Annotated in this window: 20 protein-coding genes and 2 tRNA genes; 3 read left to right on the forward strand and 19 right to left on the reverse strand. The window is 35.4% G+C overall.

The window, feature by feature from the left end:
* Nucleotides 1–72 precede the first annotated feature (72 nt).
* The 18 genes from FN756_RS01335 to FN756_RS01420 all read right to left on the reverse strand — a co-directional run bounded on the left by FN756_RS01335 (nucleotide 73) and on the right by FN756_RS01420 (nucleotide 20,564).
* Nucleotides 73–1,302 carry a DegT/DnrJ/EryC1/StrS family aminotransferase gene (locus tag FN756_RS01335; RefSeq protein ID WP_142600811.1) on the reverse strand — a complete coding sequence of 410 codons (1,230 nt, stop codon included), beginning with the start codon at nucleotides 1,300–1,302 and terminating at the stop codon, nucleotides 73–75.
* Between the two features lie 15 nt (nucleotides 1,303–1,317).
* Nucleotides 1,318–2,544 (reverse strand): glycosyltransferase family 4 protein, encoded by a 1,227-nt coding sequence (locus tag FN756_RS01340; protein WP_142600812.1) that lies wholly within the window; start codon nucleotides 2,542–2,544, stop codon nucleotides 1,318–1,320.
* A 58-nt stretch (nucleotides 2,545–2,602) separates the two neighbouring features.
* The gene (gene wecB, locus FN756_RS01345) at nucleotides 2,603–3,730 is read right to left on the reverse strand and encodes a non-hydrolyzing UDP-N-acetylglucosamine 2-epimerase (protein WP_142600814.1); all 1,128 of its coding nucleotides are present in this window, start codon (nucleotides 3,728–3,730) and stop codon (nucleotides 2,603–2,605) included.
* Between the two features lie 201 nt (nucleotides 3,731–3,931).
* Nucleotides 3,932–4,933: an O-antigen ligase family protein gene (locus tag FN756_RS01350; protein WP_185955146.1), complete on the reverse strand. Its 1,002-nt coding sequence runs from the start codon at nucleotides 4,931–4,933 to the stop codon at nucleotides 3,932–3,934.
* A gap of 214 nt (nucleotides 4,934–5,147) precedes the next feature.
* Nucleotides 5,148–6,302, reverse strand: a complete 1,155-nt coding sequence (locus tag FN756_RS01355) for a glycosyltransferase family 4 protein (protein ID WP_221928996.1) — start codon at nucleotides 6,300–6,302, stop codon at nucleotides 5,148–5,150.
* A complete protein-coding gene (locus tag FN756_RS01360) occupies nucleotides 6,299–7,690 on the reverse strand; it encodes a polysaccharide deacetylase family protein (protein WP_142600817.1) in 1,392 nt (463 codons plus the stop codon). The genes FN756_RS01355 and FN756_RS01360 overlap by 4 nt, the downstream gene beginning before the upstream one ends.
* A gap of 83 nt (nucleotides 7,691–7,773) precedes the next feature.
* A complete protein-coding gene (locus tag FN756_RS01365) occupies nucleotides 7,774–8,739 on the reverse strand; it encodes a methicillin resistance protein (RefSeq protein WP_142600819.1) in 966 nt (321 codons plus the stop codon).
* A gap of 73 nt (nucleotides 8,740–8,812) precedes the next feature.
* Complete coding sequence (locus FN756_RS01370) at nucleotides 8,813–9,841, reverse strand: methicillin resistance protein (RefSeq protein ID WP_142600821.1); 1,029 nt, start codon at nucleotides 9,839–9,841, stop codon at nucleotides 8,813–8,815.
* Between the two features lie 160 nt (nucleotides 9,842–10,001).
* Nucleotides 10,002–11,021 carry a GNAT family N-acetyltransferase gene (locus tag FN756_RS01375; RefSeq protein ID WP_142600823.1) on the reverse strand — a complete coding sequence of 340 codons (1,020 nt, stop codon included), beginning with the start codon at nucleotides 11,019–11,021 and terminating at the stop codon, nucleotides 10,002–10,004.
* A gap of 207 nt (nucleotides 11,022–11,228) precedes the next feature.
* Nucleotides 11,229–12,539: an oligosaccharide flippase family protein gene (locus tag FN756_RS01380; protein WP_142600824.1), complete on the reverse strand. Its 1,311-nt coding sequence runs from the start codon at nucleotides 12,537–12,539 to the stop codon at nucleotides 11,229–11,231.
* 4 nt (nucleotides 12,540–12,543) lie between these two features.
* Nucleotides 12,544–13,578, reverse strand: a complete 1,035-nt coding sequence (locus FN756_RS01385) for a Gfo/Idh/MocA family protein (protein WP_142600826.1) — start codon at nucleotides 13,576–13,578, stop codon at nucleotides 12,544–12,546.
* 7 nt (nucleotides 13,579–13,585) lie between these two features.
* On the reverse strand, nucleotides 13,586–14,188 hold the full coding sequence (locus FN756_RS01390; protein ID WP_142600828.1) for an acyltransferase: 603 nt from the start codon (nucleotides 14,186–14,188) through the stop codon (nucleotides 13,586–13,588).
* Complete coding sequence (locus FN756_RS01395) at nucleotides 14,160–15,305, reverse strand: DegT/DnrJ/EryC1/StrS family aminotransferase (RefSeq protein WP_221928997.1); 1,146 nt, start codon at nucleotides 15,303–15,305, stop codon at nucleotides 14,160–14,162. Before FN756_RS01395 ends, FN756_RS01390 begins: the two co-directional genes overlap by 29 nt.
* A gap of 35 nt (nucleotides 15,306–15,340) precedes the next feature.
* A complete protein-coding gene (locus tag FN756_RS01400) occupies nucleotides 15,341–16,606 on the reverse strand; it encodes a nucleotide sugar dehydrogenase (RefSeq protein ID WP_142600830.1) in 1,266 nt (421 codons plus the stop codon).
* A gap of 88 nt (nucleotides 16,607–16,694) precedes the next feature.
* A complete protein-coding gene (locus FN756_RS01405; RefSeq protein WP_142600832.1) occupies nucleotides 16,695–19,067 on the reverse strand; it encodes a GumC family protein in 2,373 nt (790 codons plus the stop codon).
* Between the two features lie 18 nt (nucleotides 19,068–19,085).
* Nucleotides 19,086–19,868 carry a polysaccharide biosynthesis/export family protein gene (locus FN756_RS01410; protein WP_142600833.1) on the reverse strand — a complete coding sequence of 261 codons (783 nt, stop codon included), beginning with the start codon at nucleotides 19,866–19,868 and terminating at the stop codon, nucleotides 19,086–19,088.
* A gap of 442 nt (nucleotides 19,869–20,310) precedes the next feature.
* Nucleotides 20,311–20,387, reverse strand: a tRNA-Met gene (locus tag FN756_RS01415).
* Between the two features lie 100 nt (nucleotides 20,388–20,487).
* Nucleotides 20,488–20,564, reverse strand: a tRNA-Met gene (locus FN756_RS01420).
* Between the two features lie 278 nt (nucleotides 20,565–20,842).
* Here FN756_RS01420 and era point away from each other — a divergent pair.
* The 3 genes from era to FN756_RS14605 all read left to right on the forward strand — a co-directional run bounded on the left by era (nucleotide 20,843) and on the right by FN756_RS14605 (nucleotide 23,542).
* Nucleotides 20,843–21,721, forward strand: coding sequence for a GTPase Era (era, locus tag FN756_RS01425; RefSeq protein ID WP_142600835.1), 879 nt, complete (start codon nucleotides 20,843–20,845; stop codon nucleotides 21,719–21,721).
* A gap of 156 nt (nucleotides 21,722–21,877) precedes the next feature.
* Nucleotides 21,878–23,182, forward strand: a complete 1,305-nt coding sequence (der, locus tag FN756_RS01430) for a ribosome biogenesis GTPase Der (protein ID WP_142600837.1) — start codon at nucleotides 21,878–21,880, stop codon at nucleotides 23,180–23,182.
* Nucleotides 23,183–23,200: 18 nt separating this feature from the next.
* A complete protein-coding gene (locus FN756_RS14605; RefSeq protein ID WP_246085393.1) occupies nucleotides 23,201–23,542 on the forward strand; it encodes a hypothetical protein in 342 nt (113 codons plus the stop codon).
* A gap of 61 nt (nucleotides 23,543–23,603) precedes the next feature.
* Here the strand turns inward: FN756_RS14605 and FN756_RS01440 are convergent, their stop codons facing one another.
* Nucleotides 23,604–25,259 (reverse strand): S41 family peptidase, encoded by a 1,656-nt coding sequence (locus FN756_RS01440; RefSeq protein WP_142600838.1) that lies wholly within the window; start codon nucleotides 25,257–25,259, stop codon nucleotides 23,604–23,606.
* Nucleotides 25,260–25,351 lie beyond the last annotated feature (92 nt).

Here is a 25,351-nt window from a genome sequence, read left to right on the forward strand (position 1 = left end):
AATTTGAGTTTGAATTCCATTTTCAGCCATTATTTAATTTTGCATGTGCCATATTATAATCATTTAACGCCATCATATACTAACCTTATTCACAACTCTTTCCACCGAATCGATTAGTACATTGACAACTTCTTCAATTTGCCTATCATTTAAATCATAAAATACTGGTAATGATATTTCTCTACTATAATTATCATAACTCACGACATAATCGGAAATATCATATCCTTGTTGTTTATAAAATGACATCATGGGCAATGGAATGAAGTGTACATTAACCGCAATCTCAGCTTCGGCGATCATGGCAATAATTCCATCGCGTTGTTTTTCGGTAATTTCAACAATCCGTAAAGGATAAAGATGATAAGAGCTTTCTCTTTTGATATCTTCAAAAATGGGTAATTGGGCCCATGAATATTCCTTCAGCAATTTAGAATAACGATCACACACATATTTGCGTTTAGGCAACGTATCATTATCATATCGGGCTAATTCAACAAGACCAATCGAAGCAAGTATATCGGTCATATTATATTTATAGCCGGGCTCCACAATATCATATTTCCATGCACCAGGTTTAACTTTAGCCAATGCATCCTTGTTTTGACCATGCAGCGACTTTATTACCAAATCGTTGTAAACTTTATGATTATCAAAAGGAGTAGGAAGGTTAAAACACATCGCCCCACCTTCAGCTGTGGTAAGGTTTTTAACCGCATGAAATGAAATAACTGAGAGATCTGCTAATCCGCCAACTTTATTATTCTGATATTTTCCGCCTATTGAATGTGCCGCATCAGATAAAACCATAATTCGCCCTAAAGAATGTTGTATTTCATTCCTTGGAACGAATTTGTCCTTTACCCGATGAGCATTCACCAACGCGTTTATAGCATCGTAATCGCATGGCATTCCTCCAAAATCAACGGGCATAATAACCTTGGTTTTAGTGGTAATATGCTTTGCAATTTCTGAAACACTAATATTAAAGTCGTCAGCATTTATATCAACAAAAACCGGTTTTGCGCCACAATGAACTACAACATTTGCTGTAGCGCAATAAGTATATGCCGGCAAAATCACTTCATCACCTTCTTGCACACCAAACCATCTTAATGCCAACTCTAAACCAGCCGTTGCCGAGTTTAAACATAGTACTGCCGGCACTCCGGTATATTCAGCAAGTTCTTTTTCAAAGAGTTTTGTTTTTGGTCCTGTAGTAATCCAACCTGATTTCATTGCATTTACAACTTCATCAATAATTTTTTGATCTATTCGAGGAGGAGAGAACGGTATTGACATAGAGATAAATTTAGATTATTTAACGGTGACCAATTTTTCTTTGTGACTAGCGATACCCATTAGGCCATTCAGCATTTTTTTTGCCAGATAATCCTTACCAAAAAAGAGTTGAGCCGTATTTAGTGCATTTGTCCCTTGCTGATTAAGGACTGACTGGTTCTCGTCTAAATAAATTAGTAAATCGGCTAATTCTTCCGGATTGTCGGGTTTCACAGTAAAACCACAATTGTTTTGATCCAAAAAATCTTTAATCCAGCCTTGAGTGGTTTGAACAACCGGAACCCCTGCGGCTAAAGATTCAAAGAGTTTATTGGGAGAGGAGGTATCTAATAAAGGTGCGCTAGCCAAGGGAATCAAGGACACAAGAGCGTTTTGCAATAAAGCCACTAATTCTATTTTAGGCATCAAATCAAGAATCACGAAATTATCCAAACCTTCCTGTTGGGCACGATTCTTCAACTCAGTTTTCAGCTGCCCATCTCCTACCAAAACAATTTTTATACTTTTATTATTTTTTGCTTTCAAAATCTGGGATGCACTATACAACAGCTCTGAATTGTTCGTTTTTCCAATATTACCGGTATAAATGGCAACCTTGTTTTCTCTAAAAATCGCAGGCAATTTCGAAGTGTTAGCTGGAGTAGCAAATAAATCTAAGTTTGCGCCATTAGTAACTGAAATTACTGTATCAAGGTTAAAACGACGTTCAATATTAGCTTTCATACCGGGTGATAGCGCCACAATTAAATCAGCCGATCTATAACAAGCTCGCTCGAGTGCATAAGCAACTTTTTGAGCTATTTTATTGTTAAAAACACCAAGTTCGATAAGCGCATCGGGCCAGATATCTCTAACTTCAAAAACCATTTTTTTGTTCCTAATATGGCGAGCTAACAACCCCGTAAAACCAACTGAAATTGGACCGGAAGAAGCAATAACCACATCTGCAGGCAATGTTAAAGCGTACCAACTTGAAACAAGTGTATATTGTATAAAAGTGAGAATTCGTTTGGGTAGTGATTGTTTATTATCGATGTCTATGTTAATCACTTTTACATGAATGCCTTCAATATTTTGATCTTCAATAAACCGGGTGGCCTTCAGATCAGATTTCGAATAGATACTGGTTACAACAGTAACTTCATGGCCCTGACTAATCCAATATTTGGCAAAGTCGTAAACTCTGGTACTCCACGAGCCCTTTGGGGTACAAAAATATTGATAGAAGTAAACAATTTTCATGAGAGCGCATTTTACATTCAAAAATTCTATAGATTCAATTCCGAATAGCCAAATCTTGTTATTCTATCTTAGGAATTTCTTCCATCTGAATTTGTAATTTCCCTATCATTTTCAACACGGAAACAATTCTGCCTGATGTATTTCCATCCCACAATTCTGGAATCCCTCCCGTTTTCCATTGACCGTCAAATATTTTTTGCATAGCAGGTTTAATCGCTTTTGGATCTGTCCCCAGTAATTCATTTGTACCAATAGTACATGTTTCAGGGCGTTCCGTTGAATTCCGTAAAGTCATACACGGAATACCCATAACAGTGGTTTCTTCGGTTATGCCTCCTGAATCAGTAATTACAGCTTTTGCGTGTTTAACCAGGTAATTAAATTCCAGGTAACCAAGCGGTTCAATTAAATGCAAATTAGGAGCGCTAATTCCGACCTGAGTCAACATTTTGGCAGTACGAGGATGAACAGGAAAAACAATTGGTAAATGAGAGCAACATTCAGTTATTTCATTAATGAGATCACGTAATTGAGATTCCTGATCAACATTGTTGGGCCGATGCAAGGTCATTACAATATAATGTTTTGCCTTTAAATTCAATTCGTTCCAAAAAGCAGGTTTAATGAAACGATCCATTTGCTTTAACAAAGTATCAATCATTGTATTCCCCACAAAAAACACGTTCTCCTCTTTCACCCCCTGCTTTCTCAAGTTATTATTTGCAGCTTCAGAGGTGGTGAAAAAGTAATCAGTGATTGAGTCAGTTACAATTCGATTGATTTCTTCAGGCATTGTAATATCACCTGAGCGAATACCTGCCTCTACGTGTGCAACTTTAATATTTAGTTTTTTAGCTGCAATTGAGCAAGCCATTGTTGAAGTAACATCACCTACAACCAAACACATATCAGAAGGAGCATTTAATAACACTTCTTCATATCTTAACATGATTTTCCCCGTTTGTTCAGCTTGGGTTCCTGAGCCAACATTCAAATTGATATGTGGTTTAGGTATACCGAGTTGATCAAAAAAATCATTACTCATTTTTTTATCATAGTGCTGGCCGGTGTGAATTAAACGATAGTGAAGATTTAAACCATTCTTTTGCTCATTTTCAATTGCTTCAATTATGGGAGCTATTTTCATAAAATTGGGCCGGGCACCGGCAATGATATCAATCAGCATAAATGTATACGATAATGGTTGAACGGATTTTTCTAAAGCCCAACGATCTGAAGGCTATACTCAAGGCTTGTAGAAGATCAAAATCAGTACCAAAACAAACATTAATAACTCATAATGAATGAAATACAAAATTAAAAAACGCACAAAACTGTTAAGGCAAATCAAAAGGCAATTTCGAACTTCTTTTATTTTAAATTATTTTTACTCAGAGGTCAAAGAATCCTCAAGAATGTATTGATTTTGCATAGAATTGAGCTCATTATTGTAAACAGCCAAAAACATTCCAACAAAACCAAAAAGGTACTTACTATCAGAGAAATAAATGGAGAAAAATGAAACACAAAAATAGAACACAAGTGCTGTCATCAACCCATAAACTGCAGCTGTATTATCCGGTGATTTATAGCATTCAAAGAGAACTTTAAACAAAGCCCACCAAAATGCACCTAATATTAAAAAACCAATTATGCCTGTTTCAACAAAAATTTCCAAGAAAATGTTGTGCGGTGCATATCTGTCATCGGTTTGAAAAGCAACTATTCCATAAGAACCGTATCCAGCTCCCAAAATCGGATGTTTTCCAATTATGTCAGATGATTTGCTCCAATGTTCTTCCCTCAATTGAACAGAAGTATTATCACCTTCATCTCCTCCCTTCATAATATCAAAGCGCTCCATGATACGCTCATTGCCTGGCCAGGAAAGAAATAAAACCATCCCTGTTACTAAAACAACACTGAATAATATCAGTTTTTTAGGAGATTTAATATAGTTGGACAAGTAATAAATCATCATCATGACAAGTAATAGGGCGAAAGGACCTCTACTACCTGCTAAAATAATTCCGAGTAATAAATAGACTTTAAAGGCAATAAACTTGGGTGAGTTTTTTGTTAAATTAACCACAACTCCTGCTGCAGCTGTTAAAGAAACACCTGCATAGCGCGGATATTTCAAAACTATTTCCTCATCATATAAAATTCGATCAAGACTTCCTTCGGTTATATAGATATAAATGTAAACGCTGGCTGTTATGAATGCTATGACATTAATAATTGGAATAATGTATTTGATGTCCTCCTTTGAGTCTATGAAAAAAAAAGGCAAAAATAGCCCGACACTCATAATTGCTGTTTTAAACAGTTTTTCTTTGTAATAGTCCAGGGATGGAGTGTAAACTGTTGCAAACAGGATCCATGCCATCAGCAAGAGATAAAAAAGTAAAACAAACTGAATTTTTTTATTGAATTTAACCCGTGTAGGAAATAGAAAATAGAGCATCATCAGAAAACCAAACATGAGAATTGCTGGATCGAGAACCCAAATAGACATCCATTTAATCATTCCTGAAAAAATGAACAGAAGATAAAACAGAGCAAATAAAAAAGGCTTTATATCTACAAAAAAACTTGGATTATTAGATTGAGGATACATTATCTAGAATTTTATCGTAAAAACTGAAAAGCTTTTGCTCTTCAATATTCCAGTTAAATTTGCTTAAAACTGCTTGATAACCGTTGGTTCCTAATTTTTTCGCATTTTCAGGGTCAGCCATCAGACTGTTAATCGCATTTGCAATTTCATTGGGATTTTCAGGATCAACACAAATGCCACAATTTGCTTTATCAATAATACCTCTTATAACTGGAAAATCAGATGCAATTACCGGAATACCAGCCAACATGTATTCGAACATTTTTACAGGTAAGGAATCTATGTAATTTATTATTGGCTGCAAGGTTACAATTCCGACCTTTGATTCAGAGAGTATTTGGGATACCTGATCTCTGTTTACAAAACCATACTCGTTTACTTTTTGCCATCCTTTATATTGTTTAACCTCAGTATGCAATTGCTCTGACTCAAAACTCCCTCCCAAATTAAAACGAGTACCATTGTGCACCTTCTCCATGGCCTGAACCATCTGCTTTACGCCACGAACCTCACTTATACCTCCTACATAACAAACTACATCTTTTTTATGATCCCAGTTTGTATTATTAAATTTTTCTTCCAATAACGGAAAATTATTGATATCAATAGTGTTATCATGAAGTCTTAAAAACCGATCACGAATAAAAGGAGTGGCTGTAATGATACCGCTCATTTTACCGGCAGTATGGTTTTCAAACCATTCAATAAATACGGATAGTGCCTTTTTAAGCCTTGGTTTCATGTATGCTTTACCCAAAACCTGTCGCGGTAAATCTTCATGTACATCATAAATCACTTTCTTTCCTTTTAACCTTAATAACAAACCAAGGCTAAGCAATTCAGGATCATGAAAATGGTAAACATCAGCATTTACAGCCAGCGCTTTTTTATATACTTTGAAAATGGTTTTGGCAATACGCTGAATACGGCTGTATGGTGCACCTACATCAACAATATTAACATTGTCTTTTCTTTCGTTTCCCTTACTGTCAGCGATTATAAAAGTGACATCATAGCCTCTTTGGGCCAAGCTTCGACATTGCTTATAAAAAATCCTCACATCATATCGTTTATGAACGGATGACAAGTGACAAACTTTAACTGTTACAGGAGAAGGCATGTCTTCAATAGTGATCATATTAAGCTATTTAGAAGCAATTCGTATTGTCGTTTTTGCTTAGGAGAAATGATATAATTATTGTGAAACAAAACGGTCATTTCTCCACTAAAATACTTGCATGTATAATTTATCATTTTCACTTTTTCCATGAAAGACCTGTGTGAATCATACTTTTCAGCCGCTAAATCCATTACCATTAAAGTCTTTTCTTTTAGATTTAACTTTTTTCTATTGATCAGATCAAATACAGTATATGGATAACAAACTCCTGTTCTAAAACCCAAATATCTACTCCATCCAAGCGATGAATCATAATCTGCGCCAATTTTATCCCAGATAGCCCAGGTATCCGGGTTTTTCCAACGCAAATAATGTTGACGTCCTCCAAAAACACTTTGCTTCACCTCTAATTCTTCACACAATGTTTTAAGTTTAGTAAATTGATTTTTAGTTTCTTCCAAATTACAATAGGTGTAGAAACTGGGATGAAAGCCAACTATATGTCCTCTTTCGTATACATATTTAATCAGTTGGCGGGCAAAACCTTTTTCAATATCATACTCACCATCAACAGATCCATTTCCATTTATTACTATAAAATTGAATTCACTTTTAAGACCTAATTTATCACTCACGTCCATTAGGTATTTAAAATTATTGAAAGGATCTAAAGATGTATTTAGATCCTCTGTTTTGATTATTCTTGAATAAACCCGTCGGGATAAAACACTTATTGATTTTTCCCTAATTAGATCTGTTCCACAGCCTTTAAGAAAGCTAAAAAAACCATTATTATTTGCGATCGGATGATCAACATCGTGAGTGACAGATAATTTGTACTGATGATTTATTCTTCTAATTCCCGGAAACTTAGTGACCAACAAATGCCATAACACTTCCAAATTTTCATTAACCAGCGCTCTGTCATGCAAATTCTCTTTATAGAAAATTGAATGCTGATAAGGGAACCTTCCGAATTCGTCCCATTGGTCGTTATCAATTTCTTCATAAAGCGTTAGTTGAAAGAACATACTGCCCAACAAATCAATATCAAAATAGGTTTCATCGGCTTCAAGATTACAAAGCTGTGATTTATCATCACCATAAATTACAGGTAATGTTTGACTATAAAGGTTAGAATGCTGGAGATCAATTAAATCTCTGACTCTTAGCGGAAGCCTAGGAAAACTTTGTTTTTTAAGCCAGATATCTTCTGGGGTAGCAAACAAAATTTCAGGCAAAATGAGTTTCCCTCTATAGTATTGACTTTCAATTATTACCTTATCTATATCAGGGCTAAAATTAACTTGATAATCAATGCCCAGAAATTGAGTAAAAAGCACATCGCACAAATATTGCTTTTCAACTTGATAAGTACATGGAATATTGATAATTACCTTATTCATAATGGCTTATTCTCGGAATAATAAATTGTATACAATTTATTATTCAAAATCTATTCCATACTTAAATGCTTAATTAAACAATGCTATGACTTCCATTTCATAAAGAATTTCAGCCATTTTGAGTTGATTTTAGAGATTTTAAAGTAAGGTTTTTGAACTCCCCCAAAATGTCTGTATGAATTTTCTACACTTCTTATCATACTACCTTCAAAATCAAACTTATTTACGTAGAGTGAGGATATTCTAATTGCTTCAAAAAACAATAAACTCAACGAATAGCTTGAATTATAATTGGGATCGATAGCGCTTATAATACTGTATGCACACTTTTTATCCCATACGAAGTAGAGAGCACTGTGAATGTTACTATGTTCATCAACGGCATAAATAGTACGACCCGCATTATTTTCATAGGCCCCTTGATGCATACGATTAAACGTTTCAAAAGTATATGAAATTTTTTGACCCATTTTTCCCAAGCTGGTTTTATGAAAATCATAAAATTCTTTTGCGGGTAAATCATATTTTACATCAACTATTTTTTGAGCTTTTCTGATATTGGTTTTTTTTGTTTTTACAAAGCCATTAAACACTTTGTCAATATCAGAAATATCTTCTATAACGTAGGAGTAACGCGTAGTTTGTGCATAACCATTCCAATAAAAACCCAACCAATTGGTAAACTCATAACTAAATCCCTGATTAAAATAATCACATTTAGGAATCTTGGCTATTAGCTTTTCACTTATTTCAATCTCTTGAGCTAATTTATTAGCATAGTTTTGGTTTTCAGGAAACCTGAGCCATATACCAAGAAAAGGAGTAAATAGTGGAGTTCCTACTATTTTAAAACCGAATTTACTTTTTATAATATAGGGCTGTGCAGCAATTATTTTTCCATCGACCTCAATTAAATTTACTTCCCAAGTTTGCTGTTCACAAACAGCATCCAACCACCAATCTCTCAAGTAAACGGGAATGGTATCCTCACTTTTGCACAATTTACGGTATTTGACCTTCTCTGCATTAACGAAATCGTGATTGTGCATTGCAGATGTAGTTTTTCTAAATAATATAAATAATCCAATCACATCTATAATTCAAAAGGTTAATCCAGATGGTTCAAACGCCAAAGTTCTGTAACAAAAACAGCCCTATTCTTAGTAATTTCGATTTTTGTTTTGAAATATGATGAAATGGAACCTGAGTAGTTCCTAAACGTCTTTTTGCATAACCCAGCGTTTTATTCATTGTCCAACCTAAATCATACTTATTGGCAAATAATGATGCGTATTTGATTTCTTCAAAATAAAGTAAACTGGAAGCCCCACTTGAATTATATTCTCTGTCATAAGCTCCATGTATAGCATAGGCGCAACTACTATCCCAAACCATAAATGAAGCACAATGAATGATATTATTTTGATCAACGGCATAGGTTATCTTCCCACAATTATGTGCAAGTGCAGCATCATGTACTCTTTTAAATAATTCAAAAGAATAATTAATCTTTTTCCCTATTTTTTTAAGAATACTGTTATGATAATTATAATATTCTTCAGCAGATAGATCAAATTTTACCTGTACATTATTCTCCGCTTTCCTAATCCTACTGCGGGTTTCTTTGGGAAAGTTTCGTAATACTTTTTGAGGGTCTGTTATATCATCGATAACATACGAGTATCTTGTTGTTTGCTTATATCCATGCCAGTAAAAAGGGGTCCAGTTTTTCAATTCATAGTTAAATGCTATTGAAAAATGGTGATATTTAGGCAACATTGATATCAGCTCATTACATATTTCAATCTCATGCGTGAGCTTATTGCCAAAATTTTGACCATCAGGATATTTGATCCAGATGCCTAAATTGGGAGTCATTGGCGGTTGTGTAATTGCTTTTAAGCCCCATTTCTGCTTTATGTAAATCGGCCATGCTGCAATTATTTTTCTATCCGATTCAATCAACAACACATCCCAATTACTTTCACCACAAACAGCATCCAGCCACCAATCTTTCGAATAAAGGGGTATTGAACTTTCCTGATTGCAGAGTTTTCGATACTTTTCCTTTGCTGTAGCTATTCGAGCATCTCCGTTGAGTTTAATCGGACTTGTTTCTTCTAATTCTAAAAGATCTAGTGTAATAGCCATTTTTTGAAATGTTTAAACAGGTGAATTATTTAGGTGATTAATTTCCTCTTTAAAAGAATTAAAAATGCACATGAAAATCTTAAGTAAATAAACTAGTTGCAGGCAAAAATGTATTGGGTTCTATTTAAATCAGTTTTTTAAAAGAGCATTCTATTTCATGTTAAGAAAATGGTTTATTTGAACTAAATGACCTGACTTTTAAGAGCATTGAATTATTTTTTGAAATGTTGTGAAAAGGCATGAGAACAGCTCCTTCGTGTCTTTTAGCATGCCCAAGTGGTGCGTTCATTGTCCAGCCCAAATCGTATCGATTTACGAATTGTGATGCGTACTTTATGGCCTCAAAACTCAGATAAGTCGACGCTCCACTTGCATTACACTCGCGATCAAAAACACCAAAAATAGAATATGCGAAATGCTCATCCCTAATGTCAAAAACGGCAGCATGTATTTTATTATTTGCATCAACTGCATATAAAACCCGACCGCATCCATGTGCTAAAGCTGCATCATGAATACGTTTAAACAGTTCAAATGAATATTTTATTTTGCGCCCAATTTTCCTTAAAACGTCCACATGAAAATTATAGAATTCTTCAGGTGGCAAATCATACTTCACAGTCATATTTTGTTGCCCCTTCTTTACCCGTTGACGATTAGTTTTTGAAAACCGCTTTAAAACCTGTTCCCAATTACCAATGTCTTCAATTACATAGGAATATTTTATAGTCTGTTTGAAACCTTGCCAATAAAAGGGACACCAATTATGAAAATCATAATCAAAAGCTAGTGAAAAGTGATCAAACTTCGGAAGCGTTGCAATCAATTTACTATAAACTTCAATCTCGAAATCCATCCTCATAATATCATCTTGCCCCGTAGGATATTTTATCCAGCATCCCAAATACGGTGTAAACGGAGGTCGAACTATACCAACAAAGCCCCATTTTCTTTTAATGTAAATAGGCCAGGCTGCAATGATTTCCCCTTCCGATTCAATGATTTTCACATCCCAACTATGCTCGCCACAAACCATATCTAACCACCAATCTTGTGAAAAAAGCGGAATTGAATCTTCTGTTTTGCAAAGTGAGCGGTATCTTTCTTTCGATGTTTTCGTACCAGACTGGTCTTTAACCCTCACTGATTCTTCTCTTAAAAAACCTATTGAGATATCCATATTAAGCACATCAAATATTATAGCAAAAAGTTTATCATATAATTTCAAAAAAACACCCTGACTTTCGATTCAATAACTCAGGCATTATAATCAGTGAGTTTTACTAACATTTACTGTGCCCAAATGAATTAGTTTTAGAATAAAAAGATCTTTGTATATAATATACTATTAAACAGACTCGAGATCTCAACAAAGGCATCGGATCAATTATGAAGCCGTACCAAGTTTTGAACTAACGTTACTTTTTTTTAAAGCAGCGATACCTTTAGCATATTTATAACTATAGGCAAGCAACCCTAAATAATAAATTGTGAACACCGCCGCATACAAGCTTAAGGCAGTTTCAATTTGGCCAATTTTTCCACCTAAATACATTGAAGCCAACACTCCAAAAAACAATGAAAATTGAAACACCAAATCTACTTCCTGCTTCTCTGCTATACTAAATGTGGCTGATAATGGACTAGAAATAAACTGAAAAAAATACATTGGAGTCAAAATACTGGCAAACTCTCCAGCCTGACGCCACTTTTCTCCAAAGGTGAAAGCAAAAAAATCAGGGGCTAAAAAGTAAAAAATCAAAAAAGGAACAAATGAAATTCCTGCCAACGCTTTTAACGTTTTTAGAAAAACCTGTTCACAGTTTCCTTTTTCCGCATAATCTTTTGCGGCTTGCTCATTAAAAACAGTTCCTAATGATTTGGTAATTATCCCCATAGGAACTGTAGAAATTTGCTTTGCGAATCCAAATAATCCCAACACCGAATGACCAAAAAATGAATTAATTAAAAATGATGGTGTTTCTAATGCTCCCGTATTGAATAAACCGGCAACAAGTGTAAATTTTGGAAATTTTATATACCGGATTGCCGTTGATTTAAGAATTCTTTTGTTGTTGTCTTTTTTGAAATAAGCGATATCTCCTGTTTTAACCAACTTAAAAAAATAAATCAATACACCTGATAAAAGCCCAATTATTTTGCCTAACACTAAACCCAAAGGTTGGTGAAGAAATCCAAACACAATTGCGACTCCTCCAAATATTGCATTTTCAGCAATTTTATTAGTTGAGATTAACTTATACTGCTTATTTCTATTAAACCAATTAGTAAATACGACTGAAAATGTGTTAATAATCACCACCAATGGAAGTAAATAATACCAATTGCCGAGTATTTGAAAATTAAATAACTTAATAATTGGCTTGCTAAAAATTATAAATGTCAGGGTAAGGATTATATTAACCATAAATGAGTTAATCAAAGTAACTTTCACTACGTTGAATGCCGTATTTTGTCTGCGAGGCAATAAAATAGCGAATTCATATCTGCTGGTTGAAACAACTGATAAAATACTTACTGCGCTAAAAAGAAGAGCTAAACATCCAAAATCCTCGGGCCCATATAACCTTGGAAGAATCAGAAACAATAAAACCTGTACACCTTGGGCAATAACAATTCCCGAAAACAAGGTGACTGAATTCTTAAAATAATCTGACCTATTTTTAAAAACATTCATAAAATTACTTTTGAGCGTAGATTCTTTCGATGATCTCAACAACCTTTAAACCTTCTAATGCATTCGTGGTTATAGTTGAACGACCTTTTAAAGTATCAATCACGTTTTCGATAATGTAATTATGATTTTGAGCGGATCCTTTGTAGGCACCATAATCATTACCTGGATTAGTGGGGGCCAAAACTGGCATTTCATAATCCCTAACATGGCAATAGTCTACTTTATCCATATACTGTCCACCAATTTTGACACTACCATTTTCAGCAATAATGGTCATACTACTTTCAAGATTTTGATCCCAAACAGCGGTTGAATAATTCACACACCCCATACCTCCATTTACAAAATCGAAAGTAATAAAGCCACTGTCTTCAAAATCAGTAATATCCTCATGATTAAAGTCTGCAAACTTTCCTTTTATATTGTCAATATCTCCGAAAAGCCAGTACAGAATATCAATAAAGTGGGAGAATTGTGTAAACAATGTTCCTCCGTCCATGTCCTTTGTACCATGCCAACTGCAAGGAGTATAGTAACGAGTATCTCTGTTCCAATAACAGTTTAATTGAACCATAAATATTTTACCCAATCTTCCGGAATTGATTAAATCTTTAATCCATATCGAGGGGGGAGAGTAGCGATTCTGCATAACGGCGAATACTTGCCTATTTACATTTAAAGCTTTATAGATTACAGTTTCAGCATCACGTTTACGAAGAGCAACTGGTTTTTCAACAACAATATGTTTGCGAGCATCCAAACATTGAAGAGATTGCTGAGCATGACAACCATTGGGAGAAGCAATATTTACAACGTCGACTTCTATGCCTGATGACAAAAAATCATTGATACTACGATAAAAAGGAAGATCAAAATCTTTTAAATTTAGTTCATCTTGCGGTTTTATATCTATTAAGGCTACCAATTCCGACTCTTTATTTCTTGTCACCATTTCAGCATGGCGCTTTCCAATATGGCCGCAACCCACCACCGCAAACTTTACTTTTTCACCTATAAGATTATTACTGAGAGCGTTCATTTTAGGTTTATTTGATGCGTTTTACCATGTTATTATCTAGCATATATATTTGACCACTTTCCGGACACACTGCTTTTCCATTCTCGTCAAATTTCAATTTATGACCAAACTCACTAATCCAACCGGTTTGCCTTGCGGGATTCCCTACAACCAATGCAAATGGTAGAACATCTTTAGTTACAACTGCTCCGGCACCTATTAAAGCATAAGTTCCAATATTGTTCCCGCAAACAACAGTTGCGTTAGCTCCAATTGAAGCACCTTTACCCACATGAGTTTTTGCATATTGCCCACGACGATTCACCGCACTGCGAGGATTTATTACATTTGTAAAAACCATGGAGGGGCCCAAAAAAACATCATCATCACAAATTACACCCGTATAAATCGAGACGTTGTTCTGCACTTTCACATTATTGCCCAATACGACTTCAGGAGATATCACAACATTTTGTCCAATGTTACATCTCTCACCAATTTTACAGTTAGGCATAATATGGCTAAAATGCCAAATTTGAGTCCCCAAGCCTATTTCACAACCTTCATCGATCACAGCTGATGCATGAGCCGTATAGGATTTCTCAAGCGTATTGTCGTTGTTTAATTGCATACGAAATAATATTTTGAGTGATATATGCTAATTGTTCTTCATCTAATTCAGTATGAATTGGTAAAGAGAGCACCTGTTTACACAACTTTTCAGAAACTGGAAAGTCTCCTTCTCCATAGCGATCAGTTTCAAATGCTTTTTGCAGATGCAGTGGTATAGGATAATACACCATAGCAGGAATTCCTTTCTCTTCCAGATAATTTTTAAGTGAGTCTCTATCAACGCCATCCAACAAAAGGGTATACTGATGAAAAACATGCGTAGAATTATATTGGCGTTTGGGCATTTTAATTCCATCTACACCATTAAAAACGGCATCATAATAATTCGCAGCCTTATTTCTGGCAGCTGCATACTCATCGAGTTTATATAATTTTACTTTTAAAATAGCCGCTTGAAGTGTATCCAATCTTGAATTAACACCCAACATTTCATGATGGTATTTTTTAGCTTGTCCATGATTGGCTATCATTCTAATACGTTCACCTAACTTAGTATCATTGGTAAACAACGCCCCGCCATCACCGTAACATCCAAGATTTTTAGAAGGAAAAAAAGAGGTACAACCAATATCACCCATGGTTCCAGCACTCTTTACGGTTCCATCAGAAAATGTATAAAGGGCTCCCAATGCTTGGGCTGTATCCTCAATTACATGAATATCATGATGTTTAGCCAAATTCAAAATTGGCTCCATATCACAACACTGACCAAATAAATGTACAGGGACGACTGCTTTAGTTTTATTGGTAATGGCCTTTTCAATAATGGGAGCCGTGACATTGAATGTTTCCGGATCAACTTCAACCATAACAGGAGTTAAACCCAACAAAGCAATTACCTCTGCGGTAGCAACATAGGTAAATGCAGGAACAATAATTTCATCCCCTGGCTTAAAATTGAGTGCCATCATTGCAATTTGCAAGGCATCTGTCCCGTTACCACATGTAATTACATGTTTTACAGACAGGTATTCTTCTAATTTCTGTCGGAACTCATTTACCTGGGGACCATTGATAAAGGCCGCAGAATCCAGGCATTCAACTATAGCTAAATCAATTTCTTGCTTAATTCGTTCATATTGACCTTTAAGGTCAACCATTTGTATCTGTTTCATAGTGAGAGCGTAAATTTCAAGAGAGTATTATTCCATTATAATCTGGCATCGATCAGTTTACGATCCAGGAATGCTTTCGTGTCAAAAATTATTGAAGAGTAATTATGTTTGAGATAATTGTAATCAACAGCTTGAAACTCTTCATGAGATACAGCTAAAATGATTACGTCATAATTTCTGCCATCTAAGTTGTCCAACAAACAAATACTGTACTCTTCGTGCACTTCTTTCTTATCGGCCCATGGATCATATACATCAACACTTAAGCCAAATTGAACGAGCTCATTATAAATATCGATAACCCGCGAATTACGAATATCAGGGCAATTCTCTTTAAATGTAACACCTAAAATAAGTGCCTTTGATCCATCAATTTTATGCCCCTTTTTGATCATCAACTTAACAACTTTATTGGCCACAAACATTCCCATATTGTCATTGATCCTACGTCCAGACAATATAACTTGAGGATAATAACCCAAGCTTTGCGCTTTATGAACTAAATAATAAGGATCGACGCCAATACAATGTCCGCCAACTAAACCAGGCTTAAACTTAAGAAAGTTCCATTTTGTTCCTGCAGCCTCCAACACATCATGCGTATCTATTCCCATTTTGTCAAAAATCAGAGATAATTCATTTACAAATGAAATATTAACGTCGCGCTGAGCATTTTCAATTGCTTTTGAGGCCTCTGCTACTTTTAAAGAAGGGGCCAAAAAAGTACCGGCATTAATGATGGTGTTGTATAATTCTTGTACTTGTAGAGCAATTTCAGGAGTACTTCCGCTAACTACTTTCCTAATTGTAGTAAGTGTATTTACCTTATCACCTGGATTTATGCGTTCTGGTGAGTATCCACAAAAGAAATCTTGGTTATATTTTAAACCGCTATATTTTTCCAATACGGGAACGCAATCTTCCTCCGTACAACCCGGATAAACAGTAGATTCATAAATTACAACATCATCTTTTTTCAACACCTTTGCAATACTCTGGCTGGCTTTTAGCAATGGAGCAAGATCAGGATTTTTAAAATTATCAATTGGTGTAGGAACGGTAACTATATAGACATTACCTACTCTGATCTGTTCCAAATCGTTAGTAAATGATAAATGCTTAGAAGCTTTTAACTCGTCTGAATCAACCTCAAGTGTTTTATCATACCCATTTGACAAATCGAGCACTCGGGAAGGGTTAATATCAAAACCTATAGTTTTGTATTTTTTACCAAATTCAACTGCTAAGGGTAATCCTACGTAACCGAGTCCGACTATTATTATGATTGGTTTATTTTTCACGTTTGAATAATTTATGTTTACAAGGCAGAATTGTTCAAGATCACTAATATTGAGCGATAACGGTTCTAAGTTATAAAGGATTTTGATTTCAGGACGCCTTTAGTTTTTTCAAGACCTGCTTTCGGGATTTAACCGGCTCATAATATCCTGTATTTGTGTATCCGTAACCATAACTTTGTTCAAAATCAACTCCATTGAATACAATACTCATGTTTTTAAACTTGCCTGCTTCATGAAAATCAGCAATCATCTTTAACTGAGGCAATTGTGTATGACCATATCTTACCACATAAATTGTCGCGTCAACAAATTTCTCTATTAATAATGCATCTGCAACCAATCCAATTGGCGGTGAATCAATGATCACGTAATCGAATTTTTCGTTCAACTCTTGAAATAAAGCTGACACCCTCTCTCCCATTAAAAGCTCAATTGGGTTTTCAGTGGTTTCACCTGAACTAATTAAATATAAGTTTTCATTATTACTCACCATTTTTATGATATTATCAAGAGTGGCCTCTCCTCTTAAATAATCGGTTATGCCGAAATTTCCTTTCACCCCAATTGCTTTTGATATGCCGGGTTTTCTCAGATCTAATTCCAAAATCACAGTTTTTTTACCTGAAATAGCCAAGCTGGAACCAAGATTTAAAGAAACAAAACTTTTGCCTTCTGCCGTAATACTTGATGTAACGAGAAGAATTTTGTTTTTATTATTTACATCAATGTATTGAAGATTGGTTCTTAAAAACCGGAATTGCTCAGATAAAGCAGTACGACTACCTGCACTAACCACCAATGGAGAGCGGCTTGAACTCTTCCCAATAACGCCAACAATAGGAGCTTTGGTTGCATCTTCGATGGTTTCACGAGCCTTAATTTTATTATTAATTAGCTCTTTAACCCAAATACTAAACACCGGAATCAGTAACCCGAGAAGAGAAGCCAAGACAAACGTTTTACCAGCACTTGGACGAACAGGATCAATTGTACTTTGCGCCGGATCAACCACCTGACTATCCAAAATCATAGCCGCATAGGCTAGCGCAGTTTCTTCCCTTTTTTGCAATAAATACGTATATAAATCTTGTTTTATGCTTTTTTGACGTTCAACATTAACCAGTTGACGCTCTTTCTTTGGAACGGTTCGAACGGTTGATTCAAATCGAGCGTTATTGCTTTGCAACGAATTTCGTGTTATTTGCAAGGCCTGTTTAGTTGCTTGAATGTTATCAACTATGCCTGCTTTGGCATTCTCAATTTGAGTAGTATAACCTTGAACCATTGGGTTATTTTCACTTGTTGTTTGCAATAACTTTGCTTTTTCTAGTTCAAGTTCATTAAGTTTTGTAATTCTGTTTTGAAGTACAGGATCATTTGCAGCAGCCGTTGAGGGAATGGAACCTCCTCCATTACTTTTAGCAACCAGTTCACCAATTGAATTCAGCTGGCTTAATTGAATATTTACTTGATTTAATTGAGCGTCATTTTCTTTCATCATCTCAAGCAGCTGAGCTGATTGCGAACTGATATCAGTAATCTCCTTACTCGATTTATATTCTTCTACTTTTTCTTCAGCATTACTCAGTTCTCCCGTTACTAATTTTAAGCGTTCTTCAATAAAATTTAAAGCCACTGCAGCTTCCTTATTTTTCTCATTAACCGCACTTTTATTGTACTCAACTATTAGAGCGTTTAAAATATCTTTCCCCTTTTCAGGCACAGCGTCTTCTAACTTCAAAGAAAACACGCTGGCATCTTTACCCGCAACCGTTACACTTAGGTTGTTATCCAAATAATTTTGCGCAACCCTTTCAACAGAAGCCATTTTTACTTTAATTTTTTGACCGGTTATGGGAGCTTCTGGATTATAAGAAACTGTATACACGCCTCTCTCATCGCTTATTTTATCACCAAACAAGTGTTCTGCTTTTGTATCAACCATACGATACCTTTTATCATCCAGCATTTCAACAATCAAGGGTTCTTCTTTTGTACCCATCAACAACTTTTCAACATGCACGCGAATAGGAGAAACCTTGTATAATTCTTTATCTACCCATTGCCCTTTTAAAAAATTACCTGAATTGTGTGAGAAGTAGGTAACATTAATACCCAAAAGATCAACCACCCGATGCATTAAAAGCCTTGATTTAAAAACCTCCATTTCGTTAACAACCACTTTATCGTTATCAAAAACATTGAGTTCATTCATAACGCTTTCTTTTGTCTTAGCATCCTTTTTACTTTGTTGTTTTACTAAAATACTAGCGGTAATTTGATAGATAGGTACATTCAATTTTAAATATATAAACCCTCCTATAAAGGCTATAACTAATGACAATAAAAAATAGGGCCATTTTCGTAAGCATTTTAAAAGGAATTGCATAATTCCCACTTCCGGTGGTACAGCTGTTTGAAAAGGAACGGCTTTTTGGGAAGTTGTTAACAACTTGTTCATAACGAGAGCACTAATTGTTTAATTTTTATTTAAAGCTACTATAGCTGCTACGTTCAAAAATCCAATTAAAACAGCTAGTATTTGATAAGGCTTATTACTCTCACTTGAGGTATATTTACGCTGATTAGGTTCAACATATATTACATCACCTTTATGCAAATAATAATAAGGTGTAGCAAATACATCAGAAGAATTCATATTGATTCTGGCAAATTGCCGACTGCCATTCTCTTCACGAATCAGCAACACATTTTCTCTAACTCCGTAAATGGTAATATCGCCGGCCAGACCCAGAGCTTCTGCTAATGTTACACTTTCTGAAGTTATTGGATATACCCCCGGTCGGGCAACTTCTCCCAAAACGGATACCTTAAAATTAAGAAAACGAACGCTAACAGAAGGCTCTTTTAGATAATTAGTTAGCTTAGCTTTAATAGTGTTTGAGGCCGCATCAGAAGTAAGACCGCCAAGTTTCATTAGCCCAATTACCGGCATATCGACAAATCCATTTTTGTCTACCAAATAACCATCAATTTGGCGCTGATCCAAAGTATTAGTAGATGAATTAGTGGCTTTAGTATTAAAAAGAACCGTAGCTTCAGGATTTAAACTGGAGATAGAGATAGCTAAAATATCGTCTGATTGTATTACGGGTTGGTAACTATTGATAACTTTTTGTGCTTGCTTGGTATATCCAGCATCCTGAAAATAAGGTATATTTTTATTACTCGTGCATGACGTTAAAATGGAAATCCAACCAAATACTAACAATCCATTAAATAATAAGCGATTATTTTTCATAGAAAATTGCTTTATCTGTCATATTTTAACAATAACATCTCTAACAATCAATTTATATACCAAATTAACAGTCAGTCAATTACCATTATGTAACCTTCAAAAAGCATGCTTAATTGAACAATTCTCTACAAGAAAAAAAATATAACCCTCAGAATTCAGATTCACAACTTAAACCAAGCAATTAAACAAAGCTTAATAAGCTGATTAACAAATACTTATAAAGTAAAACGTTAATATCTTATTATCATAATTATTTTAGGCGGGGATATATATGAGAACTTAAAATATGGATCTACAAAAAAATAATCTTGGTTATTGACCTCTTTTCAAGTCAACTTAAGAATATTATTGAATTGGCTATGATTTTAACAATCCCAGCATCTAGATAGATAAGAAATAGGGCTAAGTAAAATGAAAAAGGCCAACAAACGTTGGCCTTACTTGGGTAGCGGGGACAGGACTCGAACCTATGACCTTCGGGTTATGAGCCCGACGAGCTACCAACTGCTCCACCCCGCACTATTTTGTAGTGATAGTATACTTAAGGTTCATGACTCCAATTCCAAACGGAATGCATACTTTTATCTAAATCTGACCCGATTGAGCATCGGCCTTAACTTGGGTAGCGGGAGCAGGACTCGAACCTACGACCTTCGGGTTATGAGCCCGACGAGCTACCAACTGCTCCATCCCGCACTATTTTTACTCCTCTAGAAACGCAACCACGAACATAAACCCGCTATTCCTTTTGGGACTGCAAAGATAGAAATGATAATTTAATCGTCAAAATTATTTTTAAAAATTTCTAAACCTTATCTTTGCACCTCAAAATCAGCAAGTGATTACTTTTCAAGGGCTCCCAATCATTCAAATTGCAACCCATTAACAATCAAGCTGATTTCATAAAAACATTAAGTTGAAGATTCTTTTCCACAGAATTTGAAACTTATTACTCAAAACTTAGAACTCATTTAATGGAGCATAGAGCAGGATTTGTAAGCATTGTTGGTAAACCTAACGCAGGTAAATCAACCTTGATGAATATATTGGTTGGTGAACGCATGTCGATTATTACCCACAAAGCGCAAACGACAAGACATCGCATCATTGGGATAATAAATGATGAGCAAACGCAGATTATTTTTTCTGACACTCCTGGTATTATCAAACCCAAATACGGTTTGCAGAAATCAATGATGTCGGCTGTAAATGAGTCTTTTTTAGATGCAGATGTATTATTAGTAGTTACTGACATCAACGAAAAGCATGATGAGGCCGATGTTATTGAAAAGGTAAAAAAATATACTGGCCCGGTTGCCCTACTTGTCAATAAAATTGATCAATCAAATCAAGAAGCAGTAACTGAACGCGTGACAAACTGGCAAAAGGAACTGAATCCAACAGTTATTATTCCTATGTCAGCGTTAAAAGATTTTAATGTTGATGCTGTATTAGCTTTTATTCGTCAACACATTCCGGTACACCCACCTTATTATGACAAGGAAGATTTAACCGATCGTTCAGAGCGCTTTTTTGTTTCGGAATTGATTCGTGAAAAAATATTCCAATGTTGCCAAAAAGAAGTTCCGTATAGCTCAGAAGTAGTCGTTATCTCTTTTAAAGACGAACCTGAAATTGTACGTATCAGTGCCGAAATAATTGTAGAACGCGATACACAAAAAGGAATTATCATTGGCAAAGGAGGTTTGATGCTTAAAAAAATCGCATCTGCAGCTCGCTATGACATTGAAGCCTTTTTGCAAAAGAAAGTTTTTCTGGAAGTTTTTGTAAAGGTTCTTGACGACTGGCGCAATAAAGACAATTACCTTAAACGTTTCGGATACGATAGCTAGAGAAAAGAAATAATTGAATGAAAGAATGATGGAATAATATTCTAAGTCATTAATAATTCAATCAATAATAAAAAACAAGTAAACGAATGAAGGAGAGAAGGATAAAAAGGTATCAATCACACCATCATTCAGTAATTCAATCATTAAAAGACAAACATGAGTAATATAGTAGCAATAGTGGGCAGACCGAACGTGGGTAAATCCACCTTATTTAATCGTTTAACAGAAACCCGTCAAGCCATCGTCGATGACATGAGTGGCGTTACTCGCGATCGCCATTACGGCAAAGCTGAATGGATCGGACGAGAATTTACTGTTATCGATACCGGTGGTTATGTGGCGCATTCAGAAGATGTTTTCGAAACTGCTATTCGTGAGCAAGTAATAATTGCCATTGAAGAGGCTACCGTTATTTTATTCATGGTTGATGTTACCACAGGTGTTACTGATCTTGAAGACGATGTGGCGAACATTCTTCGCCGCTCAAAAAAACCTGTTTTTGTTGTAGCCAATAAAGTTGACAGCAATAAACTGAACTACGAATCAAGTACCTTTTATAGTTTGGGCTTGGGAGACATTTATGATATCTCAGCCATGACAGGTAGCGGAACGGGAGATTTGTTAGATGCAGTGGTTGATAAATTCAATCCCGATATTGAAGACGAGTCAAGCAAACTTCCTAAATTTACAATCGTTGGTCGCCCAAATGTTGGAAAATCGTCTATTATCAACGCATTTTTAGGTAACGATCGTAACATTGTAACTCCAATTGCAGGCACAACACGCGATTCAATCCATATTCATTATAAGCAATTTGGACATGAATTCATGCTGATTGACACTGCCGGCTTACGCAAGAAAACCAAGGTAAAGGAAAACATAGAATTTTACTCGGTAATGCGTACAATTAAAGCCATTGAAGAAGCTGATGTATGTATTTTGATGTTGGATGCCACGCAAGGTATAGAATCGCAGGATATTAATATTTTCCATCTGGCAGAAAGAAACCGCAAAGGCATTGTTATTTTAGTAAACAAATGGGATTTGATCGAAAAGGATCATACTACTACTAAAAAGTTTGAAGCAGCTATTAGAGAAAAAACTGCGCCATACACCGATGTTCCTATTATTTTCACTTCCGTACCTGACAAACAACGTATTTTCAAAGCGATAGAAGTAGCGCAGGAAGTTTATAACAATCGTTCCAAAAAAATCCCTACATCTAAATTAAACGATGTAATGCTTGATGTAATTGCGCATTATCCGCCACCATCAATCAAAGGAAAACACATTAAGATTAAATATGTAACGCAATTCCCGGGAGCTGCTCCTTCATTTGCGTTCTTCTGTAATTTGCCGCAATATATTAAGGAACCATACAGACGCTATATTGAGAATCAAATGCGTGAACACTTTGATTTTTCAGGCGTTCCGATTGCCATCCATTTCAGACAAAAATAAATTTATAGAATATCAAGTTTGATCCGAAAAGAGGCTGATTACTCAGCTTCTTTTTTCATTTTCAGACAAATACAAATCGAAGCACTGAACTATCAATTATTTAAAAAACAGTTTGTTATATATTTTTTAACCCATACCTTTGCAGCCGATTTAAAATCTAAGAACAAAATGAAAAAAGTATTTGCTTTAATTTTAACTGCCGGAATTTTCGTAGTTGTTGCGTGTGGTGAAGGTAAAAAAACTGATAATTCAGCTGATTCAGCAGATCTAGCCCAACGTGCTGATGCTTTAGCTAAATCTCTTTCCACTGATTCTTCAGCTATTACCGTAGATTCAGTTGCTGCTGATACAACTAAATAATAATTTCAATACTACATAAAGAAGCCCTTCAAATTTATCGAAGGGCTTCTTTATGTAGTATTCAGTGTTTAACTTTCGCCATATTATTTAAAGATTCTTGCTCTAGCTGCCCCGTAGAAATAATATTCACTGATTCTGCAATCATTTTATCCTCTGCATTAATAACCTTATAAAAACCCTCTTCCCCCCAAAACCATCGCGCAACCATCGCTTTTAATTGGGTATTTATGGGATTGGCGGCACTTTTAACTCCCACAAGATTATACTTTAATCCTTTTGAAGATGCCATTTTTAAAATTTCGTTAAGCTTCTTTTCGTTGAGAGAAAAGCCAGTAAGAAAATCATTCAAAGATTTATATGTTTTTAGTGAAGCGTCGTTTTTACATATAAACTCATATCCATATTTGGTCAAAATTCCATTTTCTGTAATCGTAGTAAATAGAGCATTACGCGATGTATCCAGAGCAATGAAATAATCAGGCATAATACCTCCTCCTCCATAAACTATTTTTCCATTTGCTGTATGATATTGAATCAAGTCATTAAAGGCCATTTTATTACTATCGGCATGAAAAAGTTCGCCATGTTTTAACCGATACCCAACTTCATTTTTATAGGCTTCAATACCTTTATCGTAAGGCTTTTGAATGCTTCTTCCTAAGGGAGTATAATAACGGGCTATAGTTAGCCGCAGGCCAGAACCATCAGGAAATTTAATCTGATCTTGCACCAAGCCTTTACCAAAAGAGCGCCGACCTACAATTATAGCACGTTCTGTATCTTGCAACGCCCCGGCAAGAATTTCGCTGGCAGAAGCTGTATTTTCATCTATCAGTACCACCAAAGGTCCCTTCTCAAATACCCCTCCACCTGTAGCATAATAATCCTCTCGTGGTTGCTTTCTTCCTTGAGTATATACAATCAATTGTTTATTTGGCAGAAATTCATCTGCCAAAGCCGTTGCTGCTCTCAAATACCCTCCTCCATTGCCTCGTAAATCCAATACCAAACTTTTAAGACCTTTATTTTTTAAATCGGCCATCGCTTTCAAAAACTCCTCATGAGTAGTTGCTCCAAATTGTGATATTTTAATATATCCAGTCTCAGTGTTCAGCATATAGTGCACCTCTACACTATTAATTGGAACTTGCCCACGTGTAACATGGAAATCCATAACACCTTTCACTCCCGGCCTAACTACGCTCAAAACAACATCGGTCCCTTTCGGTCCATGGAGTTTGTTTATTATATCACTATTCTTTACACCAATTATACTTTCCCCCTCAATAGCTACAATTTTATCTCCTGCTAACAATCCTTCCTTTTCACATGGGCCATCCTGAATAACTGAAACTACCAACAAAGAATCGTTAATTACATGAAATTCAATCCCAATTCCTTCAAAGTTACCTTCAAGCGACTCATTAATGGTCCTATAAGTATTTGCATCTACAAATTGTGAATGAGGATCAAGTTGAGACATTACAGATTGTACCGCCTTATTTTCTATTTCATCAATATTCACTGAGTCGACATAACGTTCATCAATAACCTGTAACACCTTATCGAGCTTGCTTGATGAAGGAAAAGAAAACAGGAAACCTGATCGAGATGAATGATCATTATTGTTACTCACCCATATTCCCACTAACATTCCTGCTCCCATGATTGCACCTGCCAATGCAGAAAGCAGTAGATTTTTTCTTGTTTGATTCATTATTAACTGTCCTAATATAAACTAATACAAATTATATTCCTCAATTGTTCATCATGTTATAACACTTAAACAATTAATCTTTTTGTTATGAT

Origin of the sequence: Solitalea koreensis (genome assembly GCF_900182575.1) — a bacterium.
GTDB lineage: Bacteria > Bacteroidota > Bacteroidia > Sphingobacteriales > Sphingobacteriaceae > Solitalea > Solitalea koreensis.

Coding starts and splice junctions, on each gene's coding strand:
- FN756_RS01335 (WP_142600811.1), bottom strand. CDS start 1,302: ATGTCAATACCGTTCTCTCCTCCTCGAATAGATCAAAAAATTATTGAT.
- FN756_RS01340 (WP_142600812.1), bottom strand. CDS start 2,544: ATGAAAATTGTTTACTTCTATCAATATTTTTGTACCCCAAAGGGCTCG.
- wecB (WP_142600814.1), bottom strand. CDS start 3,730: ATGCTGATTGATATCATTGCCGGTGCCCGGCCCAATTTTATGAAAATA.
- FN756_RS01350 (WP_185955146.1), bottom strand. CDS start 4,933: ATGGCATGGATCCTGTTTGCAACAGTTTACACTCCATCCCTGGACTAT.
- FN756_RS01355 (WP_221928996.1), bottom strand. CDS start 6,302: ATGATCACTATTGAAGACATGCCTTCTCCTGTAACAGTTAAAGTTTGT.
- FN756_RS01360 (WP_142600817.1), bottom strand. CDS start 7,690: ATGAATAAGGTAATTATCAATATTCCATGTACTTATCAAGTTGAAAAG.
- FN756_RS01365 (WP_142600819.1), bottom strand. CDS start 8,739: ATGCACAATCACGATTTCGTTAATGCAGAGAAGGTCAAATACCGTAAA.
- FN756_RS01370 (WP_142600821.1), bottom strand. CDS start 9,841: ATGGCTATTACACTAGATCTTTTAGAATTAGAAGAAACAAGTCCGATT.
- FN756_RS01375 (WP_142600823.1), bottom strand. CDS start 11,021: ATGGATATCTCAATAGGTTTTTTAAGAGAAGAATCAGTGAGGGTTAAA.
- FN756_RS01380 (WP_142600824.1), bottom strand. CDS start 12,539: ATGAATGTTTTTAAAAATAGGTCAGATTATTTTAAGAATTCAGTCACC.
- FN756_RS01385 (WP_142600826.1), bottom strand. CDS start 13,578: ATGAACGCTCTCAGTAATAATCTTATAGGTGAAAAAGTAAAGTTTGCG.
- FN756_RS01390 (WP_142600828.1), bottom strand. CDS start 14,188: ATGCAATTAAACAACGACAATACGCTTGAGAAATCCTATACGGCTCAT.
- FN756_RS01395 (WP_221928997.1), bottom strand. CDS start 15,305: ATGAAACAGATACAAATGGTTGACCTTAAAGGTCAATATGAACGAATT.
- FN756_RS01405 (WP_142600832.1), bottom strand. CDS start 19,067: ATGAACAAGTTGTTAACAACTTCCCAAAAAGCCGTTCCTTTTCAAACA.
- FN756_RS01410 (WP_142600833.1), bottom strand. CDS start 19,868: ATGAAAAATAATCGCTTATTATTTAATGGATTGTTAGTATTTGGTTGG.
- era (WP_142600835.1), top strand. CDS start 20,843: ATGGAGCATAGAGCAGGATTTGTAAGCATTGTTGGTAAACCTAACGCA.
- der (WP_142600837.1), top strand. CDS start 21,878: ATGAGTAATATAGTAGCAATAGTGGGCAGACCGAACGTGGGTAAATCC.
- FN756_RS01440 (WP_142600838.1), bottom strand. CDS start 25,259: ATGAATCAAACAAGAAAAAATCTACTGCTTTCTGCATTGGCAGGTGCA.